We start from the raw sequence: 23679 nt of genomic DNA on the forward strand, positions 1-23679 counted from the left end.
GCGTTTGTCATTCGTTCTTGTTGATACGACCGGGCCTCCTGGTCACGCCGCCGATCAGCAAGGACCCAATGCATGAATGCCGCAGACGCACAGAAACTAGCCCGCCGCTTTATCGAACTGCCGCAGGACAAACGCCGTTTGTTTCTCGCCGGCATGGCCCGCGAAGGCATCGATTTTGCGCAGCTTCCCATGACCGCCTGTGACGGGATCGCCGAGCGTGACGGCCTGTCCTACGCCCAGCAACGGATGTGGTTTCTCTGGCAACTGGATCCGCAAAGTGCTGCCTACAACCTGCCGATGGCCGTGCGTCTGAACGGCGCGTTGCAGGTGCAAGCGCTGGAGCAGGCGTTCAGCCTGCTGGTCGCGCGGCACGAATGTCTGCGCACCACCTTCGGTCAGGTCGGCGAGCGTGCCTTTCAGCGTGTGGCCGAGCCGCAGGCGCTGCAACTGCCCCTCACCGATTTGAGCGCCGTGCCCGAACAGCAGCGCTGGCCGCTCGCGCAACAGCACATGATGGCTGAAGCCACGCAAGCGTTCGATCTGCAGAGCGGCCCGCTGCTGAGCCTGCGCCTGTTGCGTCTGGCCGAGCAGGAGCACGTGCTCTTGCTGACCTTGCACCACATCATTGCCGATGGCTGGTCGATGAATATTCTCATCGACGAGTTCATGCGTACCTACGATGCGCTGGTGGCGGGGCGCGAACCATCGTTGCCGGCGCTGACCGTGCATTACCGCGATTACGCGCTGTGGCAGCGCAGCTGGCTGGAGGCAGGTGAGCGCGAACGGCAACTGGACTACTGGCGCGCACAATTGGGCGACGAGCATCCGGTCCTGGAGTTGCCGACCGACCGCGCTTATCCGGCGCAATCGAGTCACCAGGGCGCGCGTCTGGAAACGGTCATTGATGCGGCGCTGCGTCAGGAGCTGAAAAGCCTTGCCCAGCGTCAGGGCGTGACCCTGTTCGTGGTGCTGCTCGCGGCGTTCAAGACGTTGTTGCATCGCTACAGCGGGCAGACCGACATTCGCGTCGGCGGCCTGATTGCCAACCGCACCCGCAGCGAAACGGAAGGGCTGATCGGCTTCTTCGTCAACACTCAGATCCTGCGCAGCGAAGTCACCGCGCAAACCCGTTTCGCCGAGCTGTTGCAGCGGCTACGCGAGGCCGCACTCGGCGCGCAGGTTCATCAAGAGCTGCCGTTCGACGCCTTGATCGAGGCCCTGCAACCGGCGCGTAGCCAAAGCCACAATCCGCTGTTTCAGGTGATGTTCAACCATCAGCCGCTGGTGACCGACTTGCAGCATGTGCAGTTGGAATCGGGTTTGCAGGTGGGTTATCTGACGCAAGAGCAACTGGCCGGCAGCGCTCGGCAACATGCGGCCACCAGCGATTTGATGCTCGATACCCGCGAAGAAGGCGAGCAGCTGTTCGCCGCCTTCACGTACGCCACCGATATTTTTGATGCCGCGACCATCGCCGCGATGGCCGGGCATTGGCGCAACATTCTTGAATCCGTCTGCCGCGACCCGCAGCAGGTCATCGGCGAAGTCGCGCTGCTGGCAGATGCCGAGCGCGCGCAACTGATTCAGGCCACTGCTGCGGCGCCGCGTTTCACCAGCGTGCAAAACCTGTTCGAGGCGCAAGTGGCACGCACGCCGCAGGCAGCAGCCGTGATCCTCGCCACCGCACCGTCACCGTCACTGACCTATGCCGAACTCAATGCGCGCAGCAATCGCCTGGCGCATCAGCTGCGCGCGCGCGGTGTCGGCCCGGACGTGCTGGTCGGTGTGGCGTTGGGGCGCTCGCTGGAGCTGGCGGTGGCGTTGCTGGCCGTGCTCAAGGCGGGCGGCGCCTATGTGCCACTCGACCCGCAAACTCCGGCTGAGCGATTGCGCCATGTGCTGGATGACAGTGGCTTGAAACTGCTGCTGACCGACAGCGCCAGCCTTGCCAGCCTGCCGGCGCTGGAGGCTGTCGAGTGCCTGTGTCTGGAGCAATTGTCCGGTGAGACTTCGGCCGACAACCTGTCGTTAACGGTCGCGCCGCAGAATCTTGCCTACGTGATCTACACCTCCGGTTCCACCGGACGGCCGAAAGGCGTGGCGGTCAGTCACGGCGCACTGAGTGAATTCATCGACCGCGCCATCGATTACAGCGACTTGCGCGAAGGTGACCGGGTCCTGCAGTTCGCCACCAGCAGCTTCGACGGTTTTGTCGAGCAGTTCTTCCCGCCGCTGTGCCATGGCGCCGCTGTGGTGCTGCGCGATGCGCCATTGTGGGACAGCGCAACGTTGCGTCAGGTGATTGTCGATCACGGCATCACCCTGGCTGACCTGCCGGCCGCGTACTGGTATTGGCTGGTGCAGGAATATGCAGCGCAGCCGCCGGCCGGTTTTGGCGCGCTGCGACAGATCCACGTCGGTGGCGAGGCCATGGCGGTGGACGGTTTGCGTCTGTGGCAACAGGCCGGGCTGGGGCATGTGCGGTTGCTCAACACCTACGGTCCGACCGAAGCCACGGTGGTTTCGACCATTCATGATTGCAGTGCACTGACGGCAGACGCCGTGTCCTGGCGCGGCATCCCGATTGGCAAGGGGCTCGATGCCCGGCGTCTGTACGTGCTGGACGATGATTTGAACCTGCTGCCGCAAGGTGCGGTGGGCGAGTTGTACATCGGTGGCCCGGGCCTGGCCCGTGGTTATCACCGTCAGCCGATGCTCAGTGCCGAGCGCTTTATCGCCGACCCGTTCGCCGCAGGGCAGCGTCTGTACCGCACCGGGGACCGTGCCCGACTGCGCGCCGATGGCGCGCTGGAGTATGTCGGCCGAGTCGACCATCAAGTGAAGATCCGCGGTTTCCGCATCGAGCTGGGCGAAATCGAGTCGCGCCTGCAACAGTGCCCGGGCATTCGCGAGGCGGTGGTTCTGGCGGTGCCGCTCAGCGGCGGCCAGCAACTGGTGGCGTACGTGGTCGGCGAGCACGCCGTGCTGGAAAGCGCCGCCACCCAGTCGGCGTTCCGCCAGCAAATCCGCACCGCGCTGCAAGCCCATCTGCCGGACTACATGGTGCCGGGGCATTTGCTGTTGTTGCCGAATCTGCCGTTGACACCGAGTGGCAAGCTCGACCGCAAGGCCTTGCCGGCGCCGGATGCGAGCCAGTTGCAAGGCGACTATCGCGCGCCGCAAACCGACACCGAGCAGTGCCTGGCGCAAATCTGGGCCGAGGTCCTGCAAGTGTCGCGGATCGGTCTGGATGATCACTTTTTTGAACTGGGCGGCCATTCGCTGCTGGCGGCGCAGGTGATCGCACGCATCAAAACTCAATTGGGCGTGGTCTTGCCACTGCGCAGCCTGTTCGAAAAACCTTTGCTGGCCGATCTGGCGGCAGTGCTGGCGCAACAGGTGGACAGTGCAACGGATGACGACTGGTCCGACATGGATCAGTTCATGAATGCTTTGGAAGGAGAAGAAGTATGAGCGGCACCATGGCGGAGCGTATCGCTAAAAGATTCGTCGGTTTGCCGCTGGAGCAGCGTCGACAGTTTCTGGCCAGACTGCGCGAAGACGGCAAGGACTTCAGCCTGTTGCCGCTGCCGGTCAGTCGTCACGAGGTCACGCCGATTCCGTTGTCGTTCGCTCAGCAACGGCTGCTGTTTCTCTGGCAACTCGAACCGCAGAGCGCCGCGTACAACATGGCGGCGGGGCTGCGCCTGAAAGGACGTCTGGACGAATCGGCGCTGCAACGCTCTTTCGATCATCTGGTCGCGCGCCACGAAGTGCTGCGCACCGTGTTCCACACCGACGGCGATCAGCCGCAGCAGGTGATTCTCGAGCAGCAATCGATCGCTCTGGAACGCATTGACCTGACCGGCCTCGCGGCTTCGCAGCGCGAGCCGGCCTTGGCGCAACAGGTGCAGACAGCCACCGCGCGACCGTTCGATTTGCGCCATGGACCGCTGCTGCGTGCGAGCCTGTTTGCTCTGGCCGAAGAGGAATTCGTGCTGGTGGTGAGCATGCACCACATCGTCTCCGACGGTTGGTCGATGGACGTGATGGTCAAGGAATTCGTCCAGTGTTATCAGGCCTTCAGTCTTCAGCGCGAGCCGCAGTTGCCGGCGCTGCCGTTGCAATACGCCGACTATGCGATCTGGCAGCGGCGCTGGCTGGAAGCCGGCGAGGGCGAGCGTCAACTCGATTACTGGCGTCAGCAGCTCGGTGAGGAACATCCGCTGCTGGAAGTGGCGCCGGACTTCGCCCGGCCCCTGACGCAAAGCTTCGCAGGCCAGACCCTGAGCTTTGGTTTCGGTGCGCAACTGTCCCTGCAACTCAATGCGTTTGCCCGCAGCAAGGGCATCAGTCTGTTCATGCTGGTGCTGGCGGGTTTCTCGCTGTTCCTCTCGCGTCAGGCCGGGCAGCGCGACATTCGCGTCGGCGTGCCGAATGCCAATCGTGGCCGTGCCGAAGTCGAAGGGTTGATCGGTTTCTTCGTCAACACCCAGGTGTTGCGTTGCGAGATCGATGAGTGCGGCAGTTTCGAAGACTTGCTGGCGCAGGTGCGCGAGGCGGCGTTCGGCGCGCAGGCGCATCAGGAACTGCCATTCGAGCAACTGGTGGACGAATTGGTGGCGGAACGAACCCTGGGCCACAACCCGTTGTTCCAGGCCAAGTTCAACCAGAACGTCGGTATGCAGAAACAGCGCTCGATGAACCTGCCGGGACTGAGCGTGGCCGAGTATCCGCTGGACAAGGACGGCACCCACTTTGATCTGGCGCTGGACATCACCGACGACGGCACGCTGATCCACGGCCAGCTGACCTATGCCAGCGACCTTTATCGCGCACAAACCGTCGAGGGCTTTGTGCCGGCGTTACTCGGTCTGTTCGGCGAATTGCTCAAGGCACCGCAAGCGCCGTTGCACAGCGTCGCCACGCGGGCTCCGGTGGTGCTCGCAGCACCGGGCGAACCGGCGTTGTCAGTGTTGCAGCAGTGGGCTCGTCAAGTGGCGCAACAGCCCGAAGCACTGGCTGCGCGCGACCTGCATCAGACCCTGAGTTTTCAGGCGCTGGACCAGGCCGCCAATCGTCTGGCCCATCATCTGCTGGCGCAGGGCATCAGCCCCGGCCAAGCGGTAGCGGTGCTGATGGAGCGTTCGCTGGACTGGCTGACCTGTGTGCTGGCGATCTTCAAGGCCGCAGCGGTGTATATGCCGCTGGACGTGAAGGCGCCGAACGCGCGCTTGCAGCAGATGCTCGGCAATGCCGGCGCGCGCCTGCTGTTGTGCGCGCAAGGGGATGCGCGGGTGTCCGCGCTGGCGGTCGACGGTTGTCAGGGGCTCGCGTATGCCCCGCAACAGTGGCAGCAGGAGGCGGATGTCAGCCCGGTGGTGCCACTGTTTGCGCAATCCCCGGCGTATGTGATTCACACCTCCGGTTCCACCGGGCAACCCAAGGGCGTGCTGGTCAGTCACGGGGCGCTGGGCAGTTACGTGCGCGCGGTGCTGGAGCGCCTGGCGCCGACGCCGGACACCAGCATGGCGCTGGTGTCGACCATTGCGGCGGATCTGGGCTTCACGGTGTTGTTCGGCGCGCTGTGTTCCGGTCGCCTGTTGCACGTATTGCCGGAGGAATTGGGTTTCGACCCGGATCGATTTGCCGAGTACATGGCTACGCATCAAGTGGGCATGCTGAAAATCGTCCCGGGGCACCTGGCGGCGTTGTTGCAGGCTGGCCGCGCCGCCGATGTACTGCCGGCGCAGGCGCTGATCGTCGGCGGCGAAGCCTGCTCGCCGGCACTGGTGGAACGCGTGCGTCAGCTCAAGCCGGAGTGCCGCATCATCAACCACTACGGGCCGAGCGAAACCACGGTCGGTGTGCTGACCCACGAGGTCAGTGAGCTGGCGGCCGACGCGCGCAGCGTTCCGGTCGGCACCGCGCTGAGCGGTGCGCAGGTCTACATCGTTGACGATGTGCTGAACAATGTCGCCGATCAGGTGGCCGGCGAGTTGTACATCGGTGGTGACAGCGTGGCGCTGGGGTATCTCGGGCAACCGGGTCTGACTGCCGAGCGCTTCCTGCCTGATCCGTTCGGCGCCCCGGGTGCGCGGGTCTATCGCAGTGGTGACCGGGTGCGGCGCAATCGTCAGCAAGCGGTGGAGTTCATCGGTCGCGCCGACGATCAGGTCAAGGTGCGTGGTTATCGCGTCGAACCGGCGGAAGTCGCGCGGGTGCTGCTCGGCCTTGACGGCGTCAGTGAGGCGGCGGTGCTCGCCCTGGCCCTGGATGACGATCCGGCGCGCCTGCAACTGGTGGCGTGGTGTGTGCCGGCGGCCGCTGCGACCGTGCAGGCACACGCTCTGCGCGAGCAGTTGCAGGCGTGCCTGCCGGAGTACATGGTGCCGGCGCAGATTGTGCTGCTGGAGCAACTGCCGCTGACGGCCAATGGCAAACTCGACAAGCGTGCCTTGCCGGTGCCGGGCGTGGTCACGCAGCATTTCGTTGCGCCGGTGGGGGAGGTCGAGGAGAAGCTGGCAGCAATCTGGGCCGAAGTGCTCAAGCTTGAGCGCGTGGGCACCAGCGACAACTTCTTCGAGCTGGGCGGTGACTCCATCCTCAGCCTGCAGATCATTGCCCGGGCCAAGCGCCAGGGGATCAAGCTGAGCCCCAAGCAACTGTTCGAAAAACAGACCATTGGCCAGCTGGCTGCGGTGGCCAGGCTGATCGAAGCCAAACCGGTGGCGGCCACGGCGCAGCCGAATCGTGGGCCGCTGCCGTTGTTGCCGATTCAGGCACGCTTCTTCGAGACCGACATTGCCCAGCGTCAACACTGGAACCAGTCGGTCATGTTGCAACCGACCACCACCCTTGACGCCAATCACCTGCGCACTGCGTTGGCGGCACTGGTCGAACAGCACGATGCACTCGCGCTGAGTTTCCAGTGCTCGGGCGATACGTGGCAGGCACTGGCGCAGACCCAGCGTGATCCGGAGTTGTTGTGGCTGCGCGAGCTGGACAGTCTGGCGGCGTTGCCAGCACTCGCTGACGAAGCCCAGCGCAGCCTCGATCTGCAACAGGGACGCTTGCTGCGTGCGGTGCTGGTGAACCTGCCGCACGCTGAGCAACGCCTGTTGCTGGTCATTCATCACCTGGTGGTCGACGGGGTGTCCTGGCGCATTCTGCTGGAGGATCTGCAGCACGCTTACACCGCGCTGGCCGCCGGCACGCCGCTGGTTCTGGCGGGTAAAAGCACGTCGCTGCACAGTTGGGCCGAACATCTGCAGCGGTATGCGCAAAGCGAGGCGCTGGCTGCCGAGAGCGACTACTGGCGTGCAACCCTGGAGGCGGGCGACGCACAACTGCCGCGAGATTTCCCGCAGGACAGTCAGACCCGTGCCGAGGCGGCCCGGGCCAGTTCGCGCCTGAGTCAGGCGCTGACCCACAAGCTGCTCAAAGTCGCTCCCGCGGCGTATCGCACGCAAATCAACGATCTGCTGCTGACCGCGCTGGCGCGGGTGTTGTGCGACTGGAGCGCACAGCCTTCGGTATTGATTCAGCTCGAAGGGCACGGTCGCGAAGACCTGTTCGACGAGGTCGATCTGAGTCGCACGGTCGGCTGGTTCAGCAGCCTGTTCCCGGTACGCCTGACCCCGGATGTGAATCCGGGCGCCTCCCTGTGTGCGATCAAGGAACAACTGCGTGCGGTGCCGGGCAAAGGCATCGGTTATGGCGTGCTGCGATATCTGAGCCGACGCGCCGAGCTGCAGGAATTGCCGCAGCCGCGCGTGACGTTCAACTATCTGGGCCAGTTCGACGGTGCCTTCAGCGCTGACGAGGGCGCGCTGTTCGTGCCAAGTGGCGAAAGCACCGGCGCCAATCAGGACGCCGCTGCACCGTTGGGCAACTGGCTGAGCGTCGACGGTCAGGTGTACGGCGGTGAACTGGAGCTGACCTGGACCTTCGGCACGGGCATGTACCGCGCAGAAACCATCGCGGCGCTGGCCGAAGCCTATCGGCGTGAGCTGGAGCGTCTGATCGAGCACTGCTGCGACAGCGGTGAAGCAGGCGTCACGCCGTCGGACTTCAGTCTGGCGACCTTGACCCAGGCACAGCTGTCGACACTGCCAATCCCGGCCCGTGACATCGTCGATCTGTACCCGTTATCGCCGATGCAGCAAGGCATCCTGTTCCATAGCGTCAACGATCCGGACAGCCCGGCGTACACCAACCAGTTGCGTGTCGACGTGCAACAACTGGACGCCGAGCGCTTCCGTCAGGCCTGGCAGCACACCGTTGAGGCCCACGAGATTCTGCGCAGCGCATTCATCTGGCCGCAGGATGCCGCCGCGGCGGTGCAAGTGGTGCGGCACAACGTGCAGATGCCATGGCAGGTCGAGGATTGGCGTGGCCGGGCCGACCTCGGCGCAGCGCTGGAACAACTGGCCAGTGACGATCTTGCCAGCGGGTTCGACCTGACCGCCGCGCCGCTGTTGCGGGTGACGCTGGTGCGCACCGACGAAGCGACGCATCACCTGATCTACACCTGCCATCACATCCTGATGGATGGCTGGAGCACCTCGCAGTTGTTCGGCGAAGTGTTGCAGCGCTACGCCGGTCTGGCCCCGGCCGCGCCCCAGGGGCGCTATCGCGACTACATCGAGTGGCTCGGCCAGCGTGATCAGCAGGCCAGCCGCGCGTTCTGGACGGCGGCGCTGGCCGACCTGGAAGAGCCGACGCGACTGGCCGGCGCCGTGTCGGGCGCGCCGCTGGCGGCAGTCGGTTACGCCGACCACGAGCATGTGTTCAGCGAGGCGTTGACCGCCGATCTGAACCGTTTCGCCCGCGAGCAGAAAGTCACCCTCAACACTTTGGTGCAGGCGGCTTGGCTGGTGCTGTTGCAGCGTTACACCGGTCAGGACAACGTGGCGTTCGGTGCCACCGTTGCCGGACGTCCCACCGACCTGCCGGGTGTCGAGCAGCAGATCGGCCTGTTCATCAACACCCTGCCGGTGGTGGCGGCGCCGTCCGCGGAAATCGTCGTCAGTCAGTGGTTGCAACAGGTGCAGGGACTCAATCTGGCGTTGCGCGAGCACGAACATACGCCGCTCTACGACATTCAGCGTTGGGCGGGAACCGGTGCCGGGGCGTTGTTCGACAGCCTACTGGTGTTCGAAAACTACCCGATGGCCGAAGCCCTGCAACAAGGCCCGGCCACCGGCCTGACGTTCTCGGCGATTCGTCGTCAGGAACAGACCAACTACCCAATGACGCTGGTGGCGGTCACCGGTCGGGAGCTGAGTCTGGGGATCAGTTACGATCAGGCCAGTTTTGCCGCGAACACAGTCGTTGCCCTGAGTGCGCAGCTGGAAAGTCTGCTGACGCAGTTCCTCGCCGATGCTGCTCAGCCACTGGGCGGGTTGCAATTGCTCGCAGCGCCGCAGCGCGAAGAGGCGATCAATTGGGGCAAGGCTGCCATCACCGCGCCGGATACTCGCACGGTGCTGGAACACATCGCCGCGCAACTGCAGCGGCAACCACAGGCGCAGGCCGTGGTGTTCGCCGAGCAATCGATCGATTACCAGAGCCTCGATAGCCGGGCCAATCGTCTGGCGCACAAACTGCAAACCTTGGGTGTCGGGCCGGAAGTGCGCGTGGGCGTGTGCATGCGTCGTACCCCGGACATGCTCGTGGGCCTGCTGGCGATCCTCAAGGCCGGTGGCGCTTATGTGCCGCTGGATCCGGACTACCCGCAGGAACGTTTGCTGCACATGCTCGACGACAGTCACGCCGCCGTGCTGCTCACCGAACCCGCGGCGCAGGCGATGCTGCCTGAAGCGTTGAGTGCGCAGGTAGTGCTGGTGGATGAGGACGCGCTCTGCGAGTTCCCGTCTACCGCTCCGGTGGCGAAAGTGACGGCGCAGAATCTGGCATATGTCATCTACACCTCGGGTTCCACCGGCAAGCCGAAAGGCGTGGCGATTACCCACGGCAACCTGTCGGCGCTGATTCAGTGGTCGGCGGGTGTGTATCGCGCAGAACAACTGCGCGGTGTGCTGGCGTCGACGTCGATCTGCTTCGACCTGTCGGTCTGGGAAATCTTCGTCACGCTGGCCTGCGGCGGTTGTCTGGTGCTGGTGGACAACGCACTGGCACTGGCCGATCTGCCGGGCCGCGAACAGGTCACCTTGATCAACACGGTGCCGTCGGCGATTGCCGCGCTGCAACGCGCCGGGCAGATTCCGCGCTCGGTCAAGACCATCAACCTGGCCGGTGAACCGCTCAAGCAAAGTCTGGTGGATACCTTGTATGCGAGCACCTCGGTGCAGCAGGTGTATGACCTGTACGGGCCGTCGGAAGACACCACATATTCGACCTTCACCCTGCGTACGCCACAGGGGCAGGCGAACATCGGCCGGCCGCTGGAAAACACCGTCGCGTACCTGCTCGACAGTCAGTTGCAGGTGCTGCCTGAAGGCGTGCCGGCCGAGCTCTACCTGGGTGGTGCCGGCGTGACCCGTGGCTACCTGATGAAGGCCGCGCTGACCGCCGAACGCTTTGTGCCGAACCCTTACGCCAGCAACGGCGAACGGCTGTACCGCAGCGGCGACCTGGTGCGCCAGGGCAGTGACGGCAACATCGAATACATTGGTCGCGCCGACCATCAAGTGAAGATTCGCGGGTTCCGTATCGAACTCAGCGAGATCGAGGCGCGGCTGCTGGAGCAGGCGGACGTTGCTGAAGCGGTGGTGCTCGCCCAGGACGGTGCGGCCGGTAAACACCTGCACGCCTACGTCGTACCGGCGCAGCCGGTGAGCGATCAGGTCGCGTTGGCGGAACGCTTGCGCAGTGCTCTGGCCGCGCGCCTGCCGGCGCACATGGTGCCGGGGCACTTGCACCTGATTGACGCCATCCCGCTGACGCCTAACGGCAAGCTGGATCGCAAGGCGCTGATGACCCTGGGCGACAGTCCTGCGCAGCAGCAGTATCAGGCGCCACAGACCGATCTGCAGTGGGAAGTGGCGACGGTCTGGCAGGAGGTGCTGGAGGTCGAGCGCGTCGGGCTGGCGGACAATTTCTTCCAGCTCGGCGGGCACTCGTTGCTGGCCACGCTGGTGGTGACCCGGATCAAGGAACGTCTGGGTGACAAGGTGCCGCTCAAGGCGTTGTTTGAAACCGATACCCTCAAGGCATTCTGTGCGCGGATCGAGGCCCTGCGTGTCGAAATGTCGCCCGTTCAGGATGAATTGGCTAAATCCCTGGAGGCCCTCAAACGTCTATCCCTCGATGATCTGGAAAAACTGATTTCTTGAGAGGGAAAAACGCGTGCAAGAGTTAATCGAGTCGGTAGGACAACTTTCGGCTAAGCAAAGAAAGGCTCTGGCGGTTCTGCTCAAGCAGAAAGGCGTCAACCTCTTTGACATTGCCCCGGTTTTCAAGCGCACGGCTGAAGAGCCGTTGCTGCTGTCCTACGCCCAGCAACGCCAGTGGTTTCTCTGGCAGTGGGCGCCGCACAGCGCGGCCTACAACATTCCGACGGCCCTGCGTTTGCAGGGGCCGCTGGATGTCTCCGCGCTGGAGCGCAGCGTCCAGGCGCTGATCGAACGACACGAAACCTTGCGCACGGTGTTCACCCAGGAAACCGGACAACCCTTGCAAGTGGTCCTGCCCGCAGGCGCCTTTGCACTGGAGATCCAGCAACTGAGCGCTGAGTCGGCGAACGACCCTGAAGCGTCCATTCAGGCGTTCGTGCAGACCCAGAGCCAGAAAACTTTCGACCTGGAGCATGGCCCGCTGTTGCGCGCGGCGTTGCTGCAGGTCACCCCGAATGACCATGTCCTGGTGCTGACCCTGCACCACATTGTTTCCGATGGCTGGTCGCTGCAAGTGATGATCGAGGAACTGGTGCAGCTGTACGCCGGTTTCAATCTCGGGCACGCCGCCGGTCTGCCGGCGTTGCCGATTCAATACGCCGATTACGCCCTGTGGCAGCGGCAGTGGATGGAGGCCGGTGAGCAAGAGCGGCAACTGGCGTACTGGCAAGAGAAGCTGGGCGGTGAGCAGCCAGTGCTGGAACTGCCGATGGATCGCCCGCGTTCCATCGAGCAAAGCTTTGCCGGGGCCAGTCACAACCTGATTCTCGATCCGGCGCTGAGCGATGCGCTCAAGGCGTTCGCCCGTCAGGAAAACGTGACCCTGTTCGTGGTGTTGCTGGCCTCGTTCCAGGCGTTGCTGCACCGCTACAGCGGGCAGGCCGACATCCGCGTCGGCGTGCCGGTGGCCAACCGTGGGCGGGTGGAAATCGAGCGTCTGATCGGCTTCTTCGTCAACACTCAGGTGCTCAAGGCCGACATCGACGGGCAGATGCCGTTTGTCGATCTGCTGCGTCAGGTCAAACAGACCGCGCAGGAAGCCCAGGCCCATCAGGACCTGCCGTTCGAGCAATTGGTCGAAGCGCTGGAGCCGGGGCGCAGCCTGAGCCACAGCCCATTGTTCCAGGTGATGTTCAACCACCAGGCAGAACGCCGCGCAAGCGTCGAAACCCGCCTCAACGGCCTGAGCATCGAACCGCTGGAATGGCAAAGCCAGACTGCGCAGTTCGACTTGACCCTGAACACCACCGAGCAGGCTCACGGCATCGAAGCCGTGCTCAAGTACGCCACGGATCTGTTCGACGCCGCGACCATCGAGCGCCTGGCGCAACACTGGAATGCGCTGTTGCGGGCGATCGTCGCCGAGCCGGGCCAGCGTATCGGGCAACTGCCGATGCTCGATGACGGCCAGCAGCAACAATTGCTCGCGCAGTGGAATCCGGCACGGGTGGAACGAACGGTCGAGCAGTGCATTCATCAAGTCATCGAAGCCCAGGCTGAACGTCATCCTGAAGCGATCGCGGTGACCTTTGACGGGCAGCGTCTGACCTACGCCGAGCTCAATCGCCGTGCCAACCAGTGGGCGCACGTGCTGATCGACCGTGGCGTCGGCCCGGACGTGCGCGTCGGTGTTGCCGTCGAGCGTTCGCTGGACATGATCGTCGCCATCCTGGCGGTGCTGAAGGCCGGTGGCGCGTATGTGCCACTGGACCCGGGTTACCCGGATGATCGGCTGAGCTACATGATCGCGGACAGCGGCATCCAGTGGCTGCTGACCCAGGGTCATCTGCTGGCGCAATTGCCAGTGCCAGCGGGACTGACCTGCCTGGATCTGAACCAGCCAGTCGCAGGCAGCCGCGACAGCAACCCGGTGTGCCTGACCACGCCGGACAATCTGGCCTACGTCATCTACACCTCGGGCTCCACCGGCAAACCGAAGGGCGCTTTGTTGCCGCACAGCAACGTCATTCGTCTGTTCAGTGCCACTGAGCACTGGTTCGATTTCGGCCCGCAGGACAGCTGGACGCTGTTCCATTCCTACGCCTTCGACTTCTCGGTCTGGGAGATTTTCGGTGCGCTGCTCTACGGCGGCAAACTGGTGGTGGTGCCCCACGACGTCAGCCGTTCCCCGGAAGATTTCTACAGCCTGCTGTGCGATGAAAACGTCACCGTGCTGAACCAGACGCCATCGGCATTCAAGCCGTTGGTGCAGGTGGCCAGCGAGTCGTCGCGCGATAACGCCCTGCGTTACGTGGTGTTCGGTGGCGAGGCCCTCGAAGTGCAGAGCCTGCGCCCGTGGTTCGAACGTTTCGGCGACCGCGCGCCTACGCTGATCAACATGTACGGCATCACCGAAACCACCGTGCACGTGACCTACCGGCCATTGTCGCTGGCCGACTTGCAGCAGAGCCACAGCAGCCCGATCGGCGAGCCGATCGTCGACCTGTCGTGGTATTTGCTCGACAACGCGCTGAACCTGGTGCCGCAAGGCTGCATCGGCGAGCTGTACATCGCCGGTGCCGGTCTGGCCCGTGGTTATCTGAATCAGGCCGGCATGAGCGCGACGCGGTTTGTTCCGGACCCGTTCAATCCACAGGCCGGTCAACGCCTGTATCGCACCGGTGACCTGGCGCGGTTGCGCGGCGACGGTGTGATCGAATACATCGGCCGCATCGACCATCAGGTGAAGATCCGCGGTTTCCGAATCGAGCTGGGAGAAATCGAAGCGCAACTGCTCAAGCACCCCGCAGTGCGTGAAACGGTGGTGCTGGCGGTCGATGGTCTCAGTGGTCAGCAACTGGCAACCTGGATCGTCGCCAACGAGGCGCTGGATGCCGAAGGGCAGGGCGCGCTGCGCGATTCGATCAAGGCACACTTGCGCGAATCGCTGCCCGATTACATGGTTCCGGTCAGTTGGGCGTTCCTCGAGCGTCTGCCGCTGACGGCCAATGGCAAGCTTGATCGCAAGCAACTGCCGCAGCCGGACGTCGCCCAGGTGCAGGAAGCCTACGCCGCACCGCGCAACGAACTGGAACAGCGTCTGGCCGATATCTGGCAGGACGTGTTGAAGGTCGAGCGCGTCGGTCTCAACGACAATTTCTTCGAGCTGGGCGGCGATTCGATCATTTCGATTCAGGTGGTCAGTCGCGCCCGTCAGGCGGGTATTCGCTTCACCCCCAAAGACATCTTCCAGCACCAGACCGTGCAGCGTCTGGCAACCGTCGCGCAACAGAGCGATGCGGTGCAGACGCAACAGGGCGAAGTGCTCGGCGATGCGGTTCTGACGCCGATTCAGCATTACTTCTTCAACAGCGACATCCCGGCGCGGCATCACTGGAACCAGTCGATCCTGCTGACCCCGGCCACGGCGCTGCAAGCGGCGCCGCTGGAACAGGCGCTGCTGCACCTGCAACGGCACCATGACGCGCTGCGCCTGCGTTATCGCCAGACCGGTGATGGCTGGCAGCAGAGCCATGCGCCGGCGGATCAGGCGCAAGCGTTGCTGCGCACTGTCACGCTGGATGACAGTGCGGCATTGCCGGCGCTGTGCCTGGAGTTGCAGCGCAGTCTCGATCTGCTCGACGGCCCGCTGATGCGTGCGGCGCTGGTCGATCTGCCGGACGCCAGCCAGCGCTTGCTGCTGGTGATCCATCACCTGGTGGTCGATGGCGTGTCGTGGCGGATCCTGCTGGAAGATCTGCAAACCGCCTATCAACAACTGAGCGGCGGGCAGGCTGTGGTGCTACCGGCCAAGACCAGCGCGTTCAAGGATTGGGGGCAGCGTCTGCAAGCCCATGCCCGCAGTGCGGCGCTGGACAGTCAACTCGACTACTGGCGCGGGCAGTTGCGCGACTTCTCGGTCGAGCTGCCGCTGGACAACCCGCAAGGCCAATTGAGCAATCGTTTCGAGTGCAGCGTCGACACCCGTCTGGATGCCGAACGTACCCGTCAGCTGTTGCAACAGGCCCCCGCGGTCTATCGCACCCAGGTCAATGATCTGCTGCTGACGGCACTGGCCCGTGTGTTGTGCCAGTGGACGAACACGGACAGCGCGCTGGTGCAGCTTGAAGGTCACGGTCGTGAAGACCTGTTCGACGATGTCGACCTGAGCCGCACGGTGGGCTGGTTCACCAGCATGTTCCCGGTGCGCCTGACCCCCGGCGCCAGTCTCGAAGCGTCGATCAAGGGCATCAAGGAGCAACTGCGCGCGATCCCCGACAAAGGCATCGGTTATGGCTTGCTGCGTCATCTGGGCAGCGCCGAGGCACAAGCGGCACTGAACGGGCTGGCGCAACCGAAAGTCACGTTCAATTACCTCGGCCAGTTCGACAACAACTTCGACGCCGATGCCCTGTGGGTACCGGCCACCGAAGACAAGGGCGCCGGTCAGGATGAAAACGCGCCGATGGCCAACTGGCTGACCATCGATGGCCGGGTCTATCAGGGCCAGCTGAGCCTGACCTGGACCTACAGCGGCGACGTGTTCGCAGAGGCGACGATCAATGCGCTGGCTCGCGCTTATGAAGTGGCGCTGGGCGAGTTGATCGACCATTGCCTGAGCCATTCGAGCGGTGGTTTGACGCCGTCCGACGTGCCGCTGGCCGGGTTGTCCCAGGCGCATCTGGACAGCCTGCCGATCGCCGCTCAGCGTATCGAAGACATCTATCCGCTGGCGCCGATGCAGCAGGGCATTCTGTTCCACAGCCTGTACGACGCCGATGCCAGCGCCTACGTCTACCAGATGCTGCTGGACATCGACGGCCTCGATGTGGCGCGTTTCCAGCAAGCCTGGCAGCGGGTGGTGGATCGCCATGAAGTGCTGCGCGCCGGGTTCATCTGGGGCCGCGACGGTCTCGATGCACCGCTGCAAGTGATCAATCGGCAGTTGACCCTGGAGATGCCGGAAGTCGATGTGCGCGGTGTGGCGGATCTGCCGGCGGTGCTTGAGGCTCGAGCGCAGGCCGATCGCGAGCGCGGTTTTGATCTGCAGAATCCGCCGCTGTTGCGCCTGTGCCTGTTGCGCACTGCGGATGAACGTCATCGATTGATTTTCACCTGCCACCACATTCTGATGGACGGCTGGAGCAACTCGCGGATGTTCGGCGAGGTGTTGCAGGATTACGCCGGTCAGCCGGTGTCGAGTGCGCAGGGCCGCTACCGCGATTTCCTGGTGTGGCTGCAAGGTCAGGACAAAGCCGCCGCCCAGGATTTCTGGCGCGGGCAACTGGCTGCGCTGGAGGCGCCGACCCGCCTGGCTTCGGCCTGCCACGGTGCTACGGTGCCGGGGCCGGGCAAGCAGATGCATCGTCTGCATTTCGATGCGGCCTTCACCCGGCGCCTGAACGCGTTCTCGCGTCAGCAGCAAGTGACCCTCAACAGTCTGGTGCAAGCCGCGTGGCTGCTGGTGTTGCAGCGTTACACCGGGCAGGCCACGGTGGCCTTTGGCGCGACCGTGTCGGGGCGTCCGGTGGATCTGCCGGGCATCGAGCAGCAATTGGGGCTGTTCATCAACACCTTGCCGGTGATCGCCAGCCCGCAGGCGACCGTCAGCGTCGGCGACTGGGTGCGCAGCGTGCAGGACAAGAACCTGCTGCTGCGTGACTACGAGCAGACCCCGTTGCAGGACATCCAGCGTCTGGCCGAACTGAGCGGCGAAGCGCTGTTCGACACCTTGCTGGTCTTTGAAAACTACCCGGTCTCCGAAGCGCTGGAAGCCAATCCAGGTGGGTTGCGTTTCGGCGGGCTGGAACACCGCGAGCAAACCAACTACGGCCTGACCCTGATCGCCGGGGCCAGCGACGTGTTGAATCTGGACTTCAACTACCTCACCGAACACTTCTCCGAGCGCAGCGTGCTGGGCCTGGCGGCGCATCTGCAAGAGGTGCTGCGTCAGTTCCTCGAGGCGCCGCAGCGTTGCCTGGGTGAGATCGGTCTGTTGCCGCTGGCCGAACGTCAGACCCTGGCGCAATGGAATGACAATCACGCCGCCTATGCAGAGCAACGCCTCATTTCGCAGAGCTTCGAAGCACGGGTGGCGATGCATCCGCAAGCGCAGGCACTGAGTCATGCCGGCGTGGCTCTGAGCTATGCCGAACTCAACCGACGTGCCAATCAGTTGGCCCGTCATCTGCTGGCGCTCGGGGTCGGCCCGGAAATCCGCGTGGGCGTGGCGATGCCGCGTTCGGCGGAACTGGTGATCGGCCTGATGGCGGTGCTCAAGGCCGGCGGCACTTATGTGCCGCTGGACCCGGATTATCCGGCGGATCGGGTCGCGTACATGCTCGACGACAGCCAGGCGAAAGTCCTGCTGACGCAACAGTCGCTGCTGGCGCAATTGCCGCAGACCGATGCGCAAGTGGTGTTGGTCGAGGCGGGTGGGCAGGCGTTTGCCGGGCAGTCGCCGGACAATCTGCCGGCGCGGGGCGATAGCGCCAATCTGGCTTACGTGATCTACACCTCCGGTTCCACCGGCAAACCGAAGGGCGTGGCCATCGCCCATCGCAACGTGCAGGCGCTGATTCACTGGTCCGCCGAGGTCTACAGTGAAGACGACCTGCAAGGCGTGCTGGCCTCGACGTCGGTGTGCTTCGACCTGTCGGTGTGGGAGATTTTCGTCACCCTCGCGCGTGGCGGTTCGCTCGTCATGGCGCGCAATGCGCTGGAACTGCCGGACTTGCCGGAGCGTGATCAGGTGCGCCTGATCAACACCGTGCCGTCGGCGATTGCCGCGCTGCAACGCGCCGGGCACATTCCGCCCGGCGTGCGCATCATCAACCTCGCCGGCGAGCCACTGAAGCAGGGCCTGGTCGACACGCTCTATGGCGAAACCTCGGTGGCCCACGTCTATGACCTGTACGGGCCGTCGGAAGACACCACCTATTCGACCTGGACCCGCCGCGAGGCCGGTGGTCAGGCGAACATCGGCCGGCCGCTGGCCAACACCTCGGCGTACCTGCTCGACGGCCAATTGCAGGCGGCGCCGATTGGCGTGGCGGCCGAGCTGTATCTGGCCGGCGACGGCATCACCCGCGGCTATCTGTTCCGCCCGGGGCTGACCGCCGAACGTTTCGTGCCCAATCCGCTGTCGACCCGCGGCGAGCGCATGTACCGCACCGGCGACCTGACCCGCTTCACGGATGACGGCCGGATTGAATACGTCGGACGCATCGACCATCAGGTCAAGGTGCGTGGTTTCCGCATCGAACTGGGTGAAATCGAAGCGCGTCTGCTTGCCCAGGACAGCGTGCGCGAAGGTGTGGTGCTGGCGGTGGATGGCCATAGCGGGCAGCAACTGGTGGCGTATGTGGTGCCGAGCGACAGCGGCCTGAGCCTCAAGGAGCAGGACGATCTGAGTGAAGCGTTGCAGTTCGCACTCAAGGCGCATCTGCCGGATTACATGGTGCCTGTGCAGTGGCTGTTCCTCGAGCAACTGCCGCTGACGCCGAACGGCAAACTCGACCGCAAGGCCCTGCCCGCGCCGGACGCCAGCCAGGCGCAACGTGAATACGTGGCAGCGTCGACGCCACTGGAGCAACAACTGGCCGAAGTCTGGCAGGACATTCTCAAGATCGAACGCGTCGGCGTCACCGATAACTTCTTCGCCCTCGGCGGCGATTCGATCATCTCGATTCAACTGGTCAGCCGCGCGCGTCAGCAGGGGATTCGCTTCACCCCGAAAGACCTGTTCCAGCAGCAGACCGTGCAGAAACTCGCGGCTGTGGTCTCGGTGGATGACGACTCGGCGGGCGACACTGCAGTGGATTATCCATTGGCCCAACTGGATCAGGCGCAGCTCGACGCGTTGCCGGTACCGGCGCAGATGATCGAGGACGTTTACCCGCTGTCGCCCATGCAGGAGGGCATGCTTTTCCACACGCTGTCGGACAACGGCAGCAGCCTTTACGTCCAGCAGGTCAGCCTGCCGATCAAGGGCCTGGACGTGGAGCGCTTCCGTCAGGCGTGGGAATTCGTGATCGTCCGGCAGGCGATTCTGCGCACCAGTTTCCATTGGCAGGATGGCCTGGTGAAACCGTTGCAGGTGGTGCATCGCCACGCCCCGTTGCAGATGCAGGTGCTCGACTGGCGTGAGCGGGAAACCAGCGAAGAGCTGATTGCCCAGTTCGCCAGCGATGACCGCGCGCTCGGTTTTGATCTGGCCGAGGCGCGTTTGCAGCGGATAACCTTGCTGCGCCTGAGCGACGATCAATACCAGATGATCTGGACCAGCCACCATATCCTGATGGACGGCTGGAGCAGTTCGCGCCTGTTCGGCGAGGTTTTGCAGTATTACGCCAAGGGCGAAATCATCGGCGAGAACGGTCGTTACCGCGACTTCATCGCCTGGTTGCAGGCGCAGGATCAGGACGCTCAGGAGCTGTTCTGGAAGGCGCGTCTGGCCGTGGTCAACGAGCCGACGGCGCTGAGCCAGGCGATGCATCCGCGCCACAGCGCCGATGTTTCCGGCCACGATGCGATCTACTCGAACTGGGACAAGGCGCAAACCGAACAACTGCTGCAGTTCTGCCGCGACCTGCGCATCACCCCCAACACCTTGATTCAGGGCGCGTGGCTGCTGCTGTTGCAACGCTACACCGGGCAGCAGACGGTCACCTTCGGCGCTACGGTGTCGGGACGTCCGGAAAGTCTGGCGAATGTCGGCAACATGCTCGGCCTGTTCATCAACACCTTGCCGATCATTCAGACGCCGCAAGCGCATCAGCGCGTGGCCGACTGGCTCGGTGAAGTGCAGGCCTATAACCTCGACATCCGCGATTACTCCCAAGCGCCACTGGCCGATGTACAGCGCTGGTCCAACCTCGGCGGCCAGGCCCTGTTCGACAGCATTGTGGTGTTCGAGAACTTCCCGATCGACGATCGCCTGCAAGAAGAAAACGACACCGACCTGACCTTCGGCAAATCCATCGGCCACGGCGTGACCAACGTGCCGATGGACCTCGCGGTGATGCTCGGTGACGAGTTGTCGATCGAATACCTGTATCTGCGCAGCCACTTCAGTGCCGAAGCGGTTCTGGGTATTCGCCAGACCATGGAAAACACCCTCGCGGCGATGATGGCCGCGCCGTACGAGCGCCTTGGCAACCTGCAGCGCCTGAGCCGCGAGCAATGGCAAGCGGCGCAGGTCTGGAGCGCCGAACCGGCGCACAGCCATCAGGCAGCGTTGTTGCCGGAGTTGATCAGCCGCCACGCGCAACAACAGCCGCAGGCCATTGCCTTGCAATGCGCGGGGATGAGCCTGAGCTACGCCGAACTCGAGCAGCGCGCCAATCGTCTGGCTCACTGCCTGATCGAGCACGGTGCGGGTCCGGAAGTGGTGATCGGCGTCGCCTTGCCGCGCTCGCTGGAGATGGTGGTCAGCTTCCTCGCGGTGCTCAAGAGCGGTGCGGCGTACGTGCCGCTGGACATCGAGTACCCGCCGGAGCGTCTGGCGTACATGATCGAAGATTCGGGCATGGCGCTGTTGCTGACCCAGAGCAGCCTGCGTGCGACGTTGCCGGCACCACAGGGTTTGCTGCGTCTGGAAATCGATCACCTCGATGAATGCCGCTATGCCGATCACGCCCCCGACAGCCGCGTTCACGAGCAAGGCCTGGCGTATCTGGTCTACACCTCCGGCTCCACCGGGCGGCCGAAAGGCGTTGCGGTGACCCAAGGCCCGCTGAGCATGCACTGCCAGGCGATTGCCGAGCTGTATGAAATGGATGCCAGCAGTTGCGAGCTGCACTTCATGTCGTTCGCTTTCGACGGTGCCCATGAGCGTTGGCTCAGCACCTTGTACAGCGGCGGTCGCCTGGTGATTCGCGACGGTTGCCTGTGGACACCGGAGCAGACCTACGAGGCGTTGCACGAATACGGCATCACCATTGCCTGCTTCCCGCCGGCTTACCTCAAGCAGTTGGCCGAATACGCCGCCGCCAGTGGAATCGCGCCGCCACCGGTGCGCATCTATTGCTTTGGCGGTGACGCGGTACCGGATCAGACGTTCGAGCAGGTCAAGGCGGCGCTACGCCCCGAGTACTTCACCAACGGCTATGGCCCGACCGAAACCGTCGTCACGCCGATGCTCTGGAAAGTCCCGGTGAGTGAGCATTGCGAAGCGGCGTATGCGCCGATCGGCCGCGCCGTTGGCGCGCGTTCGCTGTACGTGCTGGATGAAGACCTGAACCCGTTGCCGCCAGGTTTTGCCGGCGAGTTGTACATCGGTGGCTATGGTGTCGCCCGCGGTTATCACGGGCGTCCCGACCTGACCTGCGAGCGTTTCGTGCCGAACCCGTTCGCCGCGGGTGAGCGCTTGTATCGCAGCGGCGACCTGGTGCGCCTGCGTGCGGACGGCGTGGTCGATTACGTCGGGCGCATCGACCATCAGGTCAAGGTGCGCGGCTTCCGCATCGAACTGGGTGAAGTCGAGGCGAGTCTGCGACAGTTGCCGACGGTCACCGATGCACTGGTGATCGCCCGGGACAATGCGTCGGGCAAACAGCTGATCGGTTACGTGGTGACCGAAGCCGGGCAGGACATGGGCGATGAACTCAAGGCCGGGCTGCGGGCGTCGTTGCCGGAATACATGGTGCCGGCGCAGATCGTCTGCCTGGACGCTTTCCCGGTCACACCCAACGGCAAACTCGATCGCAAGGCGTTGCCGGAGCCTGAGTTCAAAACCGAAGAATACGTCGCTCCGCGCAACGAGCAGGAAACCTTGCTCGCGCAAATCTGGGCTCAGGTGTTGCAGGTCGAGCAGGTGGGCATCTGCGACAACTTCTTCGAACTGGGCGGCGACTCGATTCTGAGCCTGCAGGTGATTTCCCGGGTGCGTAATCACCCGACGCTGAACATGGAGCTCAAACTGCGCGATCTGATGCGCTATCAGACCATCGCCGGCATCGTCGAGCAGGAAGTGGCGAAGGAGGGCGGCCAGCCACCGGCGACGGACCTCACGCAGGTGGCAGCGGAGGGCACGTTCAACCTGCTGCCGATTCAGGAATGGTTCTTTGCCGAGGACATGGCCGAGGCGCATCACTACAACCAGTCGCTGCTGCTGAGCGCGCGCCAGCCGCTGGATCTGGATGCGCTGGAGCAGGCGCTGGGCTGGATCGAAAAACATCACGACTCGTTGCGTCTGCGTTTCTCCCGCGAAGGCGGGCGCTGGGTGCAGCGCTACTGTGAGCTCGATGAACAGGGCGAAGCGTTGCTCTGGCGTCGTGAAGCCGCGAACAGCGAGCAGGTCGAAACGCTGGCCAACCTCGCCCAGCGCAGCCTGAAACTCGACGCCGGGCCGGTCTGGCGAGTGATGCATGTCGCCATGCCCGAGGGGCAGGCGCGACTGCTGGTGGTGATCCATCACCTGGTGGTCGACACGGTGTCGTGGCGGATTCTGCTGGACGACTTGAAGGTCGCCTACGAAGCCTGCGTGCAAGGGCTGCCACCGCAGCTGCCGATTCGCACCAGCAGCTACCGTTCGTTTGCCGAGGCATTGCAGGCCCAGGCGCCAGTGATTGCCGAGCAGGAACTGGGCTGGTGGCTGGAGCAACTGGATCAGCCGGGTGTCGATCTGCCGTGCGACAACCCGCGCGGCAAAAACCTCGTGCGCCAGCAAGCGCAGGCGCGCCTCAAACTGTCACGCGAGCACACCGAGCAACTGCTCAAACAGGCGCCAGCGGTGTACGGCACGCAGATCAACGATCTGCTGCTGTCGGCGCTCAGCCGCACTTTGTGCCGCTGGAGTCAGCAGCCGTCGGCGCTGATCCTGCTCGAAGGGCATGGTCGCGAAGACCTGTTCGAGACCCTTGACCTGAGCCGCAGTCTGGGCTGGTTCACCAGTATGTTCCCGGTACGTCTGCGTCCGGACAGCGAGGACATCGGCCGCTCGATCGTCGATGTGCAGGCGCAATTGGCAGCGGTTCCGCAGAAGGGCATCGGCTACGGCGTGTTGCGCCATCTGGCGGGGGCCGAGGTGTCTCGGCAACTGGCGGATCTGCCGCAGGCGCGTGTCACGTTCAATTACCTGGGGCAGTTCGACCAGAGCTTCGACGAGCAGGCATTGCTGGTGCCGGCACTGGAGGAGACCGGCGACAACTACAGCCTGAAGGCGAACCTGGGTAACTGGCTGGAAATTGTCGGCCAGGTCTATGACGGTCAGTTGGCCTTGCGCTGCATCTACAGCAGCCAGCGCTATCGCGCCGGGACCATGGATGCGTTGATGAACGATTACCAGCGCGAGCTGGAGGCGTTGATCGAGCATTGCATGGCACGCGCCGGCTGATCGCCGGGCACTCGGTCATTTTGGGGCGTTGCCGAGGCGCGC

General features: G+C 63.9%; 3 protein-coding genes. All 3 read left to right on the forward strand.

What is annotated here, in order from left to right; translation table 11 throughout:
• Positions 1–72 precede the first annotated feature (72 nt).
• Genes NTD85_RS13135 through NTD85_RS13145 form a run of 3 tightly spaced genes read left to right on the forward strand, consistent with a single transcriptional unit; the run spans position 73 to position 23637 of the window.
• Entirely contained in the window at positions 73–3474 is a 3402-nt protein-coding gene (locus NTD85_RS13135; protein WP_262142350.1) for an amino acid adenylation domain-containing protein, read from the forward strand.
• Positions 3471–11300 (forward strand): non-ribosomal peptide synthetase, encoded by a 7830-nt coding sequence (locus NTD85_RS13140; RefSeq protein WP_262142351.1) that lies wholly within the window; start codon positions 3471–3473, stop codon positions 11298–11300. The genes NTD85_RS13135 and NTD85_RS13140 overlap by 4 nt, the downstream gene beginning before the upstream one ends.
• A gap of 13 nt (positions 11301–11313) precedes the next feature.
• Complete coding sequence (locus NTD85_RS13145) at positions 11314–23637, forward strand: non-ribosomal peptide synthase/polyketide synthase (protein WP_262142352.1); 12324 nt, start codon at positions 11314–11316, stop codon at positions 23635–23637.
• Positions 23638–23679: the final 42 nt, after the last annotated feature.

This window comes from Pseudomonas sp. 13B_3.2_Bac1, assembly GCF_025466205.1.
Taxonomy (GTDB): Bacteria; Pseudomonadota; Gammaproteobacteria; order Pseudomonadales; family Pseudomonadaceae; genus Aquipseudomonas; species Aquipseudomonas fluorescens_H.